General features: G+C 67.1%; 12 protein-coding genes. 9 read left to right on the top strand and 3 right to left on the bottom strand.

Going from position 1 to position 15,278, the window contains the following annotated elements; translation table 11 throughout:
• Window positions 1-292: 292 nt before the first annotated feature.
• Entirely contained in the window at window positions 293-1,177 is an 885-nt protein-coding gene (locus ACU18_RS18050; RefSeq protein WP_050687859.1) for an aromatic alcohol reductase, read from the bottom strand.
• A gap of 180 nt (window positions 1,178-1,357) precedes the next feature.
• Here ACU18_RS18050 and ACU18_RS18045 point away from each other — a divergent pair, with 180 nt between their 5' ends.
• Window positions 1,358-2,797 carry a dicarboxylate/amino acid:cation symporter gene (locus ACU18_RS18045; protein WP_050687858.1) on the top strand — a complete coding sequence of 480 codons (1,440 nt, stop codon included), beginning with the start codon at window positions 1,358-1,360 and terminating at the stop codon, window positions 2,795-2,797.
• 84 nt (window positions 2,798-2,881) lie between these two features.
• On the opposite strand, the gene ACU18_RS18040 is transcribed toward ACU18_RS18045, so the two are convergent.
• Entirely contained in the window at window positions 2,882-3,472 is a 591-nt protein-coding gene (locus tag ACU18_RS18040) for a hypothetical protein (RefSeq protein ID WP_050687857.1), read from the bottom strand.
• A 169-nt stretch (window positions 3,473-3,641) separates the two neighbouring features.
• Here ACU18_RS18040 and ACU18_RS18035 point away from each other — a divergent pair, with 169 nt between their 5' ends.
• The 6 genes from ACU18_RS18035 to ACU18_RS18010 all read left to right on the top strand — a co-directional run bounded on the left by ACU18_RS18035 (window position 3,642) and on the right by ACU18_RS18010 (window position 10,664).
• Window positions 3,642-4,325 (top strand): TetR/AcrR family transcriptional regulator, encoded by a 684-nt coding sequence (locus ACU18_RS18035; protein ID WP_050687860.1) that lies wholly within the window; start codon window positions 3,642-3,644, stop codon window positions 4,323-4,325.
• A gap of 17 nt (window positions 4,326-4,342) precedes the next feature.
• The gene (locus ACU18_RS18030) at window positions 4,343-6,868 is read left to right on the top strand and encodes an MMPL family transporter (protein ID WP_050687856.1); all 2,526 of its coding nucleotides are present in this window, start codon (window positions 4,343-4,345) and stop codon (window positions 6,866-6,868) included.
• Between the two features lie 9 nt (window positions 6,869-6,877).
• The gene (locus tag ACU18_RS18025) at window positions 6,878-7,522 is read left to right on the top strand and encodes a Maf family protein (RefSeq protein WP_050687855.1); all 645 of its coding nucleotides are present in this window, start codon (window positions 6,878-6,880) and stop codon (window positions 7,520-7,522) included.
• A gap of 129 nt (window positions 7,523-7,651) precedes the next feature.
• The gene (locus ACU18_RS18020) at window positions 7,652-9,463 is read left to right on the top strand and encodes an acetyl/propionyl/methylcrotonyl-CoA carboxylase subunit alpha (RefSeq protein WP_050687854.1); all 1,812 of its coding nucleotides are present in this window, start codon (window positions 7,652-7,654) and stop codon (window positions 9,461-9,463) included.
• A gap of 18 nt (window positions 9,464-9,481) precedes the next feature.
• Window positions 9,482-9,922, top strand: coding sequence for a YybH family protein (locus ACU18_RS18015; protein ID WP_050687853.1), 441 nt, complete (start codon window positions 9,482-9,484; stop codon window positions 9,920-9,922).
• Between the two features lie 4 nt (window positions 9,923-9,926).
• Window positions 9,927-10,664, top strand: coding sequence for a glutamine amidotransferase (locus ACU18_RS18010; protein WP_050687852.1), 738 nt, complete (start codon window positions 9,927-9,929; stop codon window positions 10,662-10,664).
• Between the two features lie 58 nt (window positions 10,665-10,722).
• Here the strand turns inward: ACU18_RS18010 and ACU18_RS18005 are convergent, their stop codons facing one another.
• On the bottom strand, window positions 10,723-12,135 hold the full coding sequence (locus ACU18_RS18005) for an MFS transporter (protein WP_050687851.1): 1,413 nt from the start codon (window positions 12,133-12,135) through the stop codon (window positions 10,723-10,725).
• Between the two features lie 275 nt (window positions 12,136-12,410).
• Between ACU18_RS18005 and ACU18_RS18000 the strand changes: the two genes are divergently transcribed.
• Both ACU18_RS18000 and ACU18_RS17995 read left to right on the top strand, forming a co-directional pair.
• Complete coding sequence (locus ACU18_RS18000) at window positions 12,411-13,874, top strand: MFS transporter (protein WP_050687850.1); 1,464 nt, start codon at window positions 12,411-12,413, stop codon at window positions 13,872-13,874.
• A gap of 1 nt (window position 13,875) precedes the next feature.
• A partial coding sequence (locus ACU18_RS17995; RefSeq protein ID WP_157407829.1) for a molybdopterin oxidoreductase family protein occupies window positions 13,876-15,278 on the top strand: 1,403 nt, incomplete at its 3' end.

Genomic DNA, 15,278 nt, shown 5'->3' with positions numbered 1-15,278 from the left:
CACCCCCACCCCAAGGCCGACCCAGGCACCACACCCAACTCACCACCCCCACCGGCCACACCTACCACTCCACCGCACCCCCACCACCAGGCACATCAATCAGCAGCAGCAGAAAACCACAGCGCCCGCCCCAGCCGGCAAGCCGGGCCGCCAGACCCGGACCCGGACCCGAGGCACCGGAACCCAACACCCGCACGCTCCGCCAGCTCGCCCGGCGAAGATTCCAGCGGCGTCGAAGCGCCGGTCAGGTGGCCTGAACAGGCTTCGTAAGGCAGAGCAAGGCAAGACTTGGTCAGCGGGCGCGGAGTACCTCCCGCGCGGAGGTCCACTGCCGGGAACCGTAACGGTCGTTGTCCAGGGTGTGGAAGGCCCCGTCACCGCTGAACATGTTGCCGAAGTACTGCATGCCCTGCCAGGCAGGGTAAAGGTCAGTCGAAGGTTTGGCCAGCATCCGGCCAACCCGCGCCATCAGGCGCAGGGATCCGATGCTGCCGGCATACAGCGTCCTGTACTGCGTGCCGCTGATGTCCGTCATGATCGCTGCCAGCTCCCGCGATGAGACCGTGTCCCCGGCGATGCGCAGGAACCGCGGCGCCTCCGGGTCGAGTGCCGCTTTGGCGGTGTAGCCGGCAACATCGTCCATGGTGGTGAACGCCATCGGCTGGTCCGCGTCGCGCCAGAAGAGGACGCGCTTTTGCCGGAACAGGATCAGCGGCGCCACCCCCGTCAGCATGTCGGCGAAAGCCCCGCTGAGCACAGATGTGGCCCGGATGGGTGCCGCATCCACAATCTTCCGGAATTCGCGCCGCCACTGCAGGTTGCGGTTGGACCCTTCCTTGATGGTGGTGAAGTCCACCGCATAGTCGGAGGGAATGAACCGCGGGACGCCCGCGGCCACGGCCGCCATCAGCAGCCGGGTCTGGGTCTCCAGCATCACCGGGGCCAGCCCGCTGAGCGCCGAGACCACTGCGTCAGCGCCCGCGAGCGCATCCTTCAACGTTGATGCATCAAGATAATCCACCTGCACCACGCTGACGCCTGCCTCCTGCAGCACCCCCGGGATTGCCTTACCTGGCCGGACCAGCGCGCGGACGCCCGCGCCTTCGGCCAGCAGGGAGCGGATGATGCGTCCGCCGAGGTCTCCGGTGGCGCCTGCAACAACAATGGTTTGTGACATGGAGGCAACACTAACCCCGCGGCTGCATGACCTTTGTTACACCCCAGACGGGAATAACTTCACAATCCCCGGCACTGACGCCGGTTCCAGGCCCCTGGCGACGCAAATCGACTTTCCACCCACGTAACATTTCTCAACATGCTTTCGCCGTGATAGTGGACCCGGGCCTAGCGTATTCGAGTGAGCACTCAAACCCGCCCCTCAGATTCCGCAGGAAAGACCGGCTTCCAGCTCCCCAAGTGGGCTGGATCGTTCGGCTTCCAGATCATCGCCGCCCTGATTGTTGGCCTGGGCCTCGGCCTGCTGGCCAAGTACACCGGCAGCACCAAGGAGGCCCCCAACGGCCTCGGCGCCACACTGCAGACCATCGGGTCCAGCTATGTGGCCCTGCTGCAGACCGCCGTTGTCCCCCTGATTTTCACTGCTGTTGTCAGTTCCATCTCCAACCTCCGCCAGGTCTCCAACGCTGCGCGGCTGGCATGGAACACGCTGCTGTGGTTCGCCATTACGTCCCTGATCGCCGTGCTGATCGGCATCGGCCTTGGCGTCCTGCTGCAGCCGGGCGCCAACACCGGGATCACCGGCGAGGGCAAGGCTCCTTCATCAGTTGGTAACTGGTGGGCATTCCTCACCGGTCTCTTCCCCAAAAATTTCCTGGGCCTCGGCGCCAGCTCCAGCGTGGCCGAGTCCGGCGCGGTGACAACATCCGTGAGCTTCAACGTCCTGCAGATCCTGGTGATCGCCATCGCCATCGGTGTGGCTGCCCTGAAGGTCGGCAAGGCCGCCGAGCCGTTCCTGGCCCTCAACGCCTCCGCCCTGGCCGTAATCCAGAAAGTCCTCTGGTGGATCATCCGCATTGCGCCGCTGGGCACCGTGGGCCTGATCGGCAACGCCGTCGCCGTATATGGCTGGGACACCATCGGTTCCCTGGGCAAGTTTGCCGTGGCCATCTACCTGGGCCTGGCCCTGGTGCTCTTTGTGGTCTACCCCATCCTGGTCCGCAGCCACGGGCTGTCCATCAAGCAGTACTTCTCCGGCGTCTGGCCGGCCGTGCAGCTGGCCTTCGTTTCCCGGTCCTCCGTGGGTACCTTGCCGCTCACGCAGCGTGTCACCGAGCGCAGCCTGGGTGTCCCCCGCGCCTACGCATCCTTTGCCGTCCCGCTGGGCGCCACCACCAAGATGGACGGCTGCGCAGCCATCTACCCGGCCATCTCCGCCATCTTTGTGGCCCAGTTCTTCGGGGTCCAGCTGGACTTCAGCCAGTACCTGCTGATCGCACTGGTCTCCGTGCTCGGGTCCGCCGCCACTGCCGGCACCACCGGCGCCGTGGTGATGCTCACGCTGACCCTCTCCACCCTGGGCCTGCCGCTGGCAGGCGTTGGCCTGCTCCTGGCCATCGACCCCATCCTGGACATGGGCCGCACGGCCGTCAACGTGGCGGGCCAGGCCCTGGTCCCCACCATTGTGGCCAAGCGGCAGGGAATCCTGGACGAGTCCCTGTACAACGCCCCGCGTAACGGCACCCCGTTCGTCGATGACAACAACGACGACGACACTGCCGCCACGGACGGCACCAGCACCGACACCACTCCCCGCGAGTTGCAGGACGCCCGCGCCTGATACCGGCGTGCCACTGCGGTGCTGATCGAGGACGTCCCCGGGAATCATCCCGGGGACGTCCCTCGTTAAGGAACCTTCAGCCCATCAGCGTCCGCCGCCGCCAATCACGCCGCTCTCCACAGCCTTGGTGACGGCATCCGCTTCGGCCTGGGTGAGCTTGCCGTCGGTGACGGCCTGGTCCAGCCGTGTCTTCAACGCCGCTGCCCGGTCCGCCTGCGCAGCGGTCCGGAGCTCCGACAGCGCCGCAGTGACCTTGGCTTCGTCGATGCCCAGGGCCTCGGCGAGCGATTTCGCCAGGGCAGTATCCCGGGCCGACTCATCGGGACTGGTCCCTTCCGCAGGCTTGGTGCCGTCAGCCGGCTTCTGTGGCTTGTTGGCCTCACGGAACGCCTGCAGGGCGTCGCTGACCTTGGCTTCCTCCACGCCGAGTTTTTCGGCCAAGGCAGAGGCTGATGCTCCTGCACCGCCGGGCCCGCCGTGACCGCCATGCCTGCCCATTCCACCAGGAGCGCCCGAATCGGTGCCCGTGCCGCCATCAGCAGGAGCGGTGGAGCTGGCGCTTGGGGACGGTGTGGGTGTTGTGGTGGCGGAGGCCATGCCGGCAACTCCGATGCCGGCCGCAAGGGCCAACGCCGTGGCTGACAGGCCGAGGGTCAATTTCTTTGTGCGTGACATTTAAGAGTCTCCTGGATCCGCCGTCCGTTGACGGCTGCTGGAACTTCCATCCCTGCCGGGACAGTTCAAGCCTGCGCCGCGGGGTTCAGGGGAGCCTGTTGGGAACCTTTCATTCTGCTGTGAATGCAAGTTGCGCAGAGTGCAAAGTTGCACGTAGTGTAATTCCGTGATCCCTTCCGTTCCGCCTGAACCAGCGGCCGGCCCAACCCGGCGCGAGCTGAACAAGGCCGCCACGCGCCAGGCCATCATCGACGCCTCGCTGGGGCTCCTGCGTTCCGCCGGCCCCGGCAACTTCACCGTGGAGGACATCGCCGCGGCGGCGGGCATTTCACGGCGTACCTTCTTCAACTACTTCAGCAGCACGGACGCGGCCCTCGCCGCCATCTCGCATGGCTTCCTGGAGTCCGCCATCTCGCAGCTGAAGCTCCGCCCCACTGACGAGCCGATCCTCAAATCCGCACAGGCAGCACTGATGGCCCTCGCGGATCCGCAGACGGTGGCACCGCTGGCCGAACTGTTTTCGCTCACCCAGTCCAGCCCGCTGATGGCTCACACCGAGCTCGAAGCCTGGGAATACTGCCGCGAACAGGTGTTCGCCGTGGCCCGGGACCGCTTGTCAGCCACCCCGGCAGCCTCGGACGAGCTGTACATCAGGGCGCTGGCCGGCTCGGTGATCTCCTGCGGCAAGGCCGCCATGGAGGCGTGGTTCAGCCGGCGCGGCCAGGACCTGTCCCCGGCCTCCCTGGCCGAACTCCGGCAACTGCTCATTGATTCCATGGCCCTGCTGGACTCCGGGTTCACCGCCGGCGCACCGACGGCTGCCACCCTCCCCTCCTTTTCCCGTTCCTCCTGATCAGATCGGTCCCCACCATGGCACTGCTTCTCTACCGCCTCGGCAAATTCTCGTACCGCCGCCGCTGGCTGGTCCTCTCGCTCTGGATCGCCGTGCTCCTGGCCGTGGGCGGTTCCGCAGCCGCTTTCCACGGCACGCTGTCCAACAACTTCCAGATCCCCGGCACTGAAACCCAGCGCATCGCGGACAAACTCCAGAAGGAGCTGCCGTCGGCTTCCGGCGGCACGGCAACGATCGTTTTTGAAGCCCCGGAAGGCGGCTTTACGGATGACAGCCGGGCCGCTGTCACCGATGCGCTGAAGAAGCTCCAAGAGCTGCCTGACGTGCGCGGCACCGTGGACCCGTTCGCCACCCAGTCCCAGGTGGACCAGGCAGGGCAGGCCATTGCCGACGGCGAGCAGCAGCTTGCAGCAGGCCAGGCCCAGCTGGACGCCTCCCGCACGGAGCTCCAGGCCGGCCAGGCACAGCTGGCGGCAGCAGAACAGCAGCTCACCGCTGCCGGCGCTGACGCTGCCACCATCGAGGCCCGGCTGGGCCAGCAGAAGGCAGCACTGGCAGACGGCCAGGCCAAGCTCGACGCCGGCACCCAGGAACTTGAGGCCAGCAAGGCCAAGCTTGCACTCGGCGAGCGCCAGGCCGAAGCGTCCGAAGCCATCCGCTTTGTCTCCGAAGACGGCCGCGCCGCCGTGGCCCAGGTGCAGTTCAACACCTCCATCAACGGCCTGAGCCCCGCCGTCCGCGAAGAGGTCCAGCAGATCGCCCACGAAACCTCGGAGGCCGGTGTCACCGCCTACGCCAGCAAGGAAATCACCGAGGACATCTCCGAGCTCTTCGGCGCCGCGGAAATCATCGGCATCGCCGTGGCCGCCCTGGTGCTGATCATCATGCTGGGCACCCTGATCGCCGCCGGCCTGCCCCTGCTGATGGCCATCATGGGCGTCGGCGTTGGCGTCGGCATCACGTTCGCCCTCTCGGGCCTGTTCGACATGAGCTCCATCTCACCCATGCTCGCCCTCATGCTGGGCCTGGCGGTGGGCATCGACTATTCACTGTTCATCGTCAACCGGCACCGTACCCAGCTTCTGGCCGGCATGGAGCCCGGTGAGTCGGTGGCCCGCGCCACCGGCACGTCCGGCAACGCCGTGGTCTTTGCAGGCCTGACGGTCATCATTGCCCTGGCCGCCCTGGTGGTTCCCGGCCTTCCGTTCCTCACCGTGATGGGCCTGGCAGCAGCCGGCACCGTCGCGGTGGCCGTGCTGGTGGCCATCACCCTGACCCCCGCCATGCTGTCCCTGATCGGGCGCCGCATCATCTCCCGGCGCGCCTGGGCCAAAGCGGAAGCCCACAACGCCGAGCCCGGCCACGAGGCCGCCGACGAAGCCACCGACCGCGAACGCAGCACCCGCGGCTGGGGCGGGCTGGTCACCAAGCATCCCGTCCTGGCCCTCGTCGCCGGAGTGCTCCTCCTGGGCACCCTCGCCCTGCCCGCCACGCAGCTTCAGCTGGCCCTGCCCGACGGCGGTTCCGAACCCGTGGACTCCGAGGCTTACCAGGCGTACGACCTGACCGCCCGCAGCTTCGGCGAAGGCGTCACGGGCCCCATCGTGGCCGTCGGCGAATTCCCGGCCAACCTCGACGAGGCACAGGCCCAGACCCTGCAGTACGACGTGGCGGACAAGCTCCGCGCCGTGGACAACGTTGTGGCCGCTGTTCCCGTCGCGCTGAGCGAGGACCGCCGCACCGCCGTCTTCCAGGTCATCCCCCGGGAAGGCCCGGCCAGCGCCAGCACCGTCCAGGTGGTGGCTGAACTCCGCGGCCTGAATGACGAGATCCAGTCCGACTACGGGGTGGCCATGGGCCTGACCGGCCAGACCGCAGGCAACGTGGACGTCTCCACCAAGCTGGGCGACGCGCTGCCCCCTTACCTGGCGATCGTCGTCGGCCTCTCCCTGGTCCTGCTCCTGCTGGTGTTCCGCTCCATCGTGGTGCCGCTCCTGGCCACCGGTGGGTTCCTGCTGTCGCTGGCCGCAGCGTTCGGCGCCGTGGTGGCCGTTTACCAGTGGGGCTGGCTGGGTGGCGTGTTCGACGTTGCGAACCCGGGCGCCGTGCTGAGCTTCCTGCCGATCATCCTGATCGGCGTCCTGTTCGGCCTGGCCATGGACTACCAGGTGTTCATCGCCTCCGGCATGCGGGAGGCCTACATGCACGGCGCCCCGGCCAAGGCCGCCGTCCGGATCGGTTTCCGGCACGCGGCAGCCGTGGTGACCGCTGCAGCCATCATCATGGTCAGCGTCTTTGCCGGCTTCATCTTCAGCCACCTGACAATGGTCCGGCCGCTGGGCTTCGCCATGGCCTTCGGTGTGCTGCTGGATGCCTTTGTGGTCCGGATGACCATCGTCCCGGCCATCATGTACCTCCTCGGTGAAAAGACCTGGTGGCTGCCCCGGTGGCTGGACCGCATCCTGCCGGACGTGGACGTGGAAGGCGCCAAGCTGGAAAAGCTGGAGCACACTGCGGCCAGGACGGCCGAACCGGTCCACTAGGCTGAATCCGTGACCCGTCTGATCCTGGCTTCCCAGTCCCCCGCCCGCACCAAACTCCTCACCGAGGCCGGCATCCGGCACACCGTCCTGGTCTCGGATGTGGACGAGGACGCCGTCCAGGCACGCTACGGGATCACGGATCCGCACGATACAGCGCTGCTGCTGGCCCGCGCCAAAGCCGAGGCAGTGGCAGCGCTCCCGGAGGCCGACGGGGCCCTGGTGCTGGGCTGCGACTCGGTCTTCGAGTTCGACGGCGAGGCGCACGGCAAGCCCTACACGGCCGAGGTGGCGCGGGAACGGATGCTGCGGATGAGCGGAAACACCGGCGTCCTCCACACGGGCCACTGGCTGGTGGACTGCCGGGACACCGATCCCGACGACGGCACAGAGACCGGGACGGGGGCCACCCTGGGGACGGTGGCCTCCGCAGGGGTGTCCTTCCTGGACATGGAACCTGAAGAGATTGACGCGTACATCGCCACCGGGGAGCCGCTCCTGTGCGCCGGTTCCTTCACCATCGACGGCCTGGGCGGGGCCTTCATCAGCAAGGTTGACGGCGACCCGCACGCCGTCGTTGGCCTGTCCGTGTCCACGCTGCGGGGCCTGCTGGCCCAGGCGCAGGTGCGGATCACCGACCTGTGGCCCGCCCCCTGAACCGGAAGTTTTCCGGCAGTCTTGTAGCTTCCCTACAAGGGCTGGGTACTTTACACGCGGAATCCGCAAGTAATATCGGCGGAACCTCCAAAACCGCGCTAGGCTCCCTGAAGGAAAGAAGGAGACGCCTTGTCAGCAAATTTCGAGCAGTCCGCAGGTCCCACGCCGTCAGCCATCACCAAGGTGCTGATCGCCAACCGCGGTGAAATCGCCGTCCGCATCATCCGGGCAGCCCGCGATGAGGGCATCGCGTCCGTGGCCGTCTACGCCGATCCGGACCGTGATGCACTGCATGTCCGCCTTGCTGACGAGGCCTTCGCACTCGGCGGGAACACCGCCGCCGAGTCCTACCTGGTGATGGACAAGATCATCGACGCCGCCAAGGCCTCCGGTGCCGACGCCATCCACCCCGGCTACGGCTTCCTCGCCGAAAACGCCGCCTTCGCCGCCCAGGTGATTGCGGCCGGCATCACCTGGATCGGCCCTTCCCCCGAGGCGATTTCGGCCCTCGGCGACAAGGTCCAGGCCCGCCACATCGCCGAAAAGGTCGGCGCCCCGCAGGTCCCCGGCACCGCCGATCCGGTGGAATCGGCCGCGGAAATCCTCGCGTTCGTAGACAAGTTCGGTTTGCCCGTTGCCATCAAGGCGGCCTTCGGCGGCGGCGGCCGCGGCATCAAGGTGGCCCGCACCCGCGAGGAAATCCCCGAGCTCTTCGAATCCGCAGTCCGTGAGGCCGTCGCCGCCTTCGGCCGCGGCGAATGCTTCATCGAGCGTTTCCTGGACGCACCCCGGCACGTGGAAACCCAGTGCCTGGCAGATGCCCACGGCAACGTTGTGGTGGTCTCCACCCGTGACTGCTCCCTCCAGCGCCGGAACCAGAAACTCGTGGAAGAGGCCCCCGCGCCGTTCCTCACGGACGAGCAGAACCAGCGCCTCTATGAGTCGTCCAAGGCCATCCTCAAAGAGGCCGGCTACCTGGGGGCAGGCACCTGCGAATTCCTGGTGGGCCAGGATGGCACCATCTCCTTCCTGGAGGTCAACACCCGCCTCCAGGTGGAGCACTGCGTTTCCGAGGAAGTCACCGGCATCGACCTGGTCCGTGAGCAGTTCCGGCTGGCCCGTGGCGAGGAACTCGGCTACGGCGACCCCGAGGTCCGGGGCCACTCCATCGAGTTCCGGATCACCGGCGAGGACCCGGGCCGCAACTTCATGCCCGCCCCCGGCACCATCACCCGCCTGGTGAACCCCACCGGTCCCGGTGTCAGGGTTGATTCCGGCGTGGAACAGGGCGACGCGATCAGCGGCAACTTCGACTCCATGCTCTCCAAGCTCGTAGTCACGGGCGCCACCCGCGCCCAGGCCCTGCAGCGCTCGCGCCGGGCCCTGTCCGAGATGGTGGTGGAAGGCATTCCCACCGTGATCCCCTTCGACCTTGCCGTTGTGACCAACCCGGACTTCGCACCCGCGGAGGGTCCGTTCACGGTCCACACCCGCTGGATCGAAACGGCGTTTGTCAACGACATTCCCGCCTGGACCCCCACCGGCACGGAGACGGAAACGCCCGACGCCGGCGAACGGCAGCGCGTGGTGGTTGAGGTGGGTGGCAAGCGCCTTGAGGTGGTCCTGCCCGCGTCCCTGGGTTCCATCGGTTCCGGCGGCGGCACCGCCAAACCCGCCAAGGCCAAAAAGCGGTCCCGTTCCGGCGGCGGCGCCGTGGCAGCAGGCGGCAACGCCCTGACCTCGCCCATGCAGGGGACCATCGTGAAGGTGGCAGTGGCTGAAGGCGACGTTGTTGCCGAAGGTGACCTGGTGGTTGTCCTGGAAGCGATGAAAATGGAGCAGCCCCTCACTGCCCATCGCGCGGGCACCATCACCGGCCTCACCGCTGCTGCCGGCGAAACGGTTGCCGCCGGCGCCGTCATCGCCACCATCGAAGACTGACGGGCCCCGGAAGGCACCATGCTTGCACCCAGTTTTGAAGAAGAAGTTGCCCGCTACCACCTGGCGGTGCCGGGAATCACGCAGGGCGATCCTGCCCCGCTGAAGGAGCTGTACTCACGCCTGGACGACGTCACCCTGGCCAACCCGTTCGGCGGCATCGCCAGGGGCTGGGCCCAGGTGGAGGCCCGGCTGGACCAAGCCGCACGGCAGTTCCAGGACGGCGAGATGCTTGGTTTTGACACCATCACCTCCTACACGGCGCGGGATACCGCTTACCTGGTGGAGACCGAGCACTTCCGCGCCCGCCTGGACGGCGCCGCAGCCCCCGAGGAATTCGCGCTCCGCGTCACCAGCATCTTCCGCCGCGAAGAGGGCTACTGGAAGCTGCTGCACCGCCACGCCGACCCCGCAGCCCGTCCGCAGGCCCGCCGCTCCCTGGCGCAGCCCGCCCACAGCTGAGCCAATGCTGCCCTTCCTGCTGCTCGCGTCCCGGGCCGAGGACGCCGCCGCCGATGACGAGTACGCCGCCTACCTGAAGTACGGCGGGCTCGAACCCCACCAGCTGCACCGCGTCAGGATGGAAGCCGCTCCCCTGCCGGAGCTGGACCTGGCCGGCTATTCCGGGGTGATCGTGGGCGGCAGCCCGTTCACCTCCAGCGATCCGGACACGCAGAAGTCAGCGGTCCAGCACCGGGTGGAAAGCGAACTGGCGCAACTCCTGGATGAGCTGGTGGCCCGGGACTTTCCGTTCCTGGGCGCCTGCTACGGGGTGGGGACGCTGGGCCGGCACCAGGGTGCCGTCATCGACAGGACGTACGGCGAGCCGCTGGGCGGGGTGGAGATCAAACTCACCGAAGCCGGCCTGGCAGATCCGCTCCTGGCCGGCATGCCCGGGACCTTCACGGCCTTCACCGGGCACAAGGAGGCCTGCACCACCCTGCCGCCGCACGCAGTGCTGCTGGCCAGCTCCGCAACGTGTCCTGTGCACATGTTCCGGATCCGCACCAACCTTTACGCCACGCAGTTCCATCCCGAGCTCGACGTGGACGGGCTGGTCACCAGGATCGACATCTACCGGAACGCCGGTTACTTCCCGCCGGACTCGGCCGGCGAGCTGATGGCCAACGCCCGCCGGTTTACGGTCACCGAGCCGATGGGGGTGCTGCGGAACTTCGTGGCCCGTTACGCCACCGGGGCATAAAAATGCCCGGCCGGTCCCAAAGGACCGCGCCGGGCATTTCCGCAGGCTGCCGCGCAGGTCAGGCCACGTTGTTTTCGTAGTCCAGGTCGCGGGTTTCCTTGCTCACAAACAGGGCGATGAGCGTCAGGACGGCCATCACGCTGAGGTAGACACCCACCAGGACCGGGCTGCCGTCAGCCAGCTCCCACAGTGCCACGGCGATGAACGGTGCCACCGCTGCGCCGAGGATGCTGGAGACGTTGTAGCTGACAGCTGAACCGGTGTACCGCACGTTGGTGGGGAACAGTTCGGGCAGCAGCGCGCCCATGGGGCCAAAGGTGAGGCCCATCAGGGAGAAGCCGATGACCAGCAGCGCCATGGTGCCCACGAACCCGCCGCTGAACAGCGGGACGAAAAGCAGGCCGAAGACCAGGATGCCGCCGGTAACGGCCAGCAGCATCTTGCGGCGGCCGTACTTCTCTGCCAGGGGGCCGGAGACCAGGGTGAAGATACCGAAGAACACCACGCCGGCAATGAGCATCCAGAGGAAGTCGTTGCGGGTGAACCCCAGGCCGGGAACAAAGGCTGCGGCCGCGGCCTCGGTCATCGGCTTGCCTGCCTTCTCCGCTGCGGCCTTGGCCGCATCCAGGCTGCTGGCGCGGGTGCCGTAGGTCAGGGTGAATGTGGTCATCAGATAGAAGAGCACGTAAGTGGCGAGCATGATGAACGTGCCCAGGATCAGCGGACGCCAGCTGGTGTTGAAGACGCGGGCCAGCGGCAGCTTGGCCACTTCATTGGATTCGAGCACCTTGGTGAACGCCGGGGTTTCGATCAGTTTGAGCCGGACGTACAGGCCGATGATGACCATCACGGCGCTGAGCAGGAACGGCACACGCCAGCCCCAGTCCATAAAGGCCTGCGGGGTCAGAGTGTAGCTGGCCACCAGGAAGATGACGTTGGCGATAATGAACCCGATGGGGGCACCCAGCTGCGGGAACGTCCCGTAGATGGCGCGTTTGTTGGCCGGGGCGTTCTCGGTGGCCAGGAGGGCAGCTCCGCTCCATTCGCCGCCGAGGGCAAGGCCCTGCGCAAAGCGCATCACCACCAGCAGGGCGGGGGCCCAGAACTCCCAGCCCTCCACCTTCGCTGTGGGCAGGCAGCCGATCAGGAACGTGGCAATGCCCATGGTCAGCAGAGAGGCCACCAGGGTGCCCTTGCGGCCGAACTTGTCACCGAAGTGCCCAAAGACGATTGAACCGAGCGGGCGGGCCACAAAAGCCACGCCGAAAACTGCGAAGGAGCTGAGCAGCTGAGTGGTTTCGTTCTGGTTGGGGAAGAACAGCTGCGGGAAAACGAGCACCGCGGCGGTGGCGTACACGTAGAAGTCGTAGAACTCGACTGTGGTGCCAATCAGGCTGGCCACGATCACGCGGCCACGGGAATTCACCGGCTGCGGCTGGCCCGGCACCGTGGAGGTATCGGTGGAAGACATAGTAAACGCTTTCATCAGGAGCGGCCGGAACCATCGGACTGGCCCGGCTCGAAATAATCAGAGTTCAATATTAGTTCCCCCAGTCCAGTCAATGGACGAAAGGTCCACAATGCGGACGTGTGGGATGTGTCTCATTTCCCGCACTTCGGCCTTCGCCTAACGCTGCCCCAGGGGGCCCGATAGGCAAATGTCACAGCGCGTTAACAAAGCGGGTCGGTCCGCGAAACGCGCCTTACCTACCTTGGAGGAACAACATCCCCCGAAGGAGGTAACCCGTGACTGTCGATCGCACCGCTGATGCCGGCACCGGAAATTCCCTTGATCTCACCGAGGTCAATGGGTCCGCAGCCGCCAGCGCACAGCCCGGCACTGCCGGCACCACCGCCGCTCCCGCCCTTGAATTCCGCCCCGGCCGCTGGATCGCCAACTGGGATGCCGAGAACAAGGAACAATGGGAGTCCGGCGGCCGCGCCATCGCCCGCCGCAACCTGAACTGGTCCATCTTCGCCGAATTCCTTGGCTTTGTGGTGTGGCAGCTGTGGTCCATCGTGGTGGTCCAGCTGCCGGCCGCAGGCTTCACGTTCAGCACCTCGGAAATCTTCTGGCTCATCTCCATGCCCAGCCTGGTGGGCGCAACGCTCCGCATCCCTTACACGTTTATGGTTCCGCGCTTCGGCGGCCGCAACTGGACCATCGTCTCGGCCCTGCTGCTCCTGATCCCAGCGACGGGACTGGCGCTCTGCGTCTCCAACCCGGAAACCCCGTTTGGCGTGATGCTCCTGGTGGCGGCGCTGGCAGGCTTCGGCGGCGGCAACTTCGCCAGCTCCATGGCCAACATCACCTTCTTCTACCCGGCCCGGGAAAAGGGCTGGGCACTGGGCCTGAATGCGGCCGGCGGAAACATGGGCGCCGCCGTCGCGCAGCTTGCCGTCCCGATCGTCATCACCCTCCTTGCAGTGGGCACCGTCAACCTTCCACTGGCCGGCTGGATGTGGGTTCCCTTCATCCTGATCGCCGCGTTTGGCGCCTGGAAGTACATGGACAACCTCACCAGCGCCAAGGGCGACATCGCCGGTTCCGTGGCAGCCTTGAAGGAACCGCACCTGTGGATCATGGCGTTGCTGTACATCGGCACCTTCGGTTCGTTCATCGGCTTCGCCGGTGTCTTCCCGAAACTGATCAAGGACTACTTCCCGGCCTTCTCCTCCATCGGGATCGGCACCGTGGCCCTGTCGCTGGCCTTCCTCGGCCCGCTGGTGGGCTCCCTGGCCCGCCCCTACGGCGGCCGCATGGCTGACCGCATGGGCGGCGCCCGGATGACCGTCGCGGCCTTCGCCGCCATGGCCGTCATCACCCTGACCATGATCTGGACGCTGCCCCTGAAGAACTTCTGGCTCTTCCTGGTCCTGTTCCTGATGCTCTTCACTGCCAGCGGCTTCGGAAACGGCGCAACGTACCGAATGATCCCGGTCATCTTCGCCATCTCCAGCCGCGCCGCCCGGAAGGGCGCCAACTCCGTGGCAACCCAGCGGCTGGCGTCCTCGGCCCTGGGCCTGATCTCGGCGATCGGCGCCTACGGCGGGTTCGTGATTCCGCAGGTGCTCAACGCCTCCAACACGGCCACCGGCTCGTACACCCCGGCCTTCTACGGTTTCGTGGGGGCCTACGTCCTGATGCTGGTGGTCTGCTGGTTCTTCTACATCCGCAACGCCAACCGAAATGCGATGGGACACGTCTAACATGACCACAAGCGCCGACACGCACTGCCCTTATTGCGCCCTGCAGTGCGCCATGACGCTGACCTCCCCCGCGGATCCGGCCCCGGCGTCAACGCCGGGGCCGGTCCCCGTGACCCTGATTCCTCCCGCACCGTCGGCAGCCCCCGTCCTGGACGTGGCCGGCCGCGACTTCCCCACCAACAAGGGCGGCCTGTGCCGCAAGGGCTGGACCTCCGCCTCGCTGCTGAACCACCCGGGCCGGGTCACCGAGCCGCTCCTCAAAGGGCCCGACGGCGTCCACCGCCCCATCACGTGGGACCACGCCCTGGAGCTGGCCGCCAATGCCGTGCAGGCCACGCAGGCCCGCTACGGCGCGGATGCCGTGGGTGTCTTCGGCGGCGGCGGGCTCACCAACGAAAAGGCCTACATGCTGGGCAAGTTCGCCCGGTTGGCTCTGCGCACCTCCCGGATCGACTACAACGGCCGGTTCTGCATGTCCTCCGCAGCAGCCGCCGGGATGCGGGCCTTCGGTGTGGACCGCGGCCTGCCGTTCCCACTCGTTGCCCTGGACACCGCCGCCACCATCCTGATGCTCGGCTCCAACGTGGCCGAAACCATGCCGCCCTTCGTCCAGCACCTCAAGGGCGCCCGCGACGCCGGCGGCCTGATCGTGGTGGACCCGCGGCGCTCGGCCACTGCCGACTTCACCGCCGACGGCGCCGGCCTCCACCTCCAGCCCCTGCCGGGCACCGACCTGGTCCTCCTGCTGGGCATCGCCCACGTGGTCATTGCCGAAAAACTGGTGGACACCACCTACGTGGCGGACCGTACCTCCGGCTACAGCGCCGTGGCCCGGAGCGTCAGCGCCTTCTGGCCGGAACGGGTCCAGGGCCTCACCGGGGTCCCGGCGGACCTGATCCGCGAAACCGCCCGGCGGCTCGCCGCCGGAGCCACCCGGGGCGGGGCCTACATCCTCACCGGCCGCGGCGTGGAACAGCACGTGGACGGCACAGATACCGCCACGGCCGCCATCAACCTCAGCCTCCTGCTGGGCCTGCCCGGCTCAGCCCGCAGCGGCTACGGCACCCTGACCGGCCAGGGCAACGGCCAGGGCGGGCGCGAGCACGGCCAGAAGGCCGACCAGCTCCCGGGCTACCGCAAGATCACCGACCCCGCCGCCCGGGCCCACGTGGCCAGGGTGTGGGGCGTGCCGGAGAGCCTCATCCCCGGCCCCGGGCTCCCGGCCGTGCAGCTGCTTAAGTCCCTGGGCCAGCCGGACGGGGTGCACTGCCTGTTTGTCCACGCCTCCAACATCGCCGTGGCCTCCCCCGATGCAAACGCCGTCATCGCGGGCCTTCGCAGCCTGGACTTCCTGGTGGTGTGCGACTTCTTTATGTCCGAGACCGCCGCCGAGGCGGACCTGGT

The sequence above is a fragment of the Arthrobacter sp. ZBG10 genome (assembly GCF_001238605.1).
Lineage (GTDB): Bacteria > Actinomycetota > Actinomycetes > Actinomycetales > Micrococcaceae > Arthrobacter.
The sequence above is the reverse complement of the archived record's forward strand: the minus strand, read 5'-3'. Positions and strand labels throughout refer to the sequence as shown.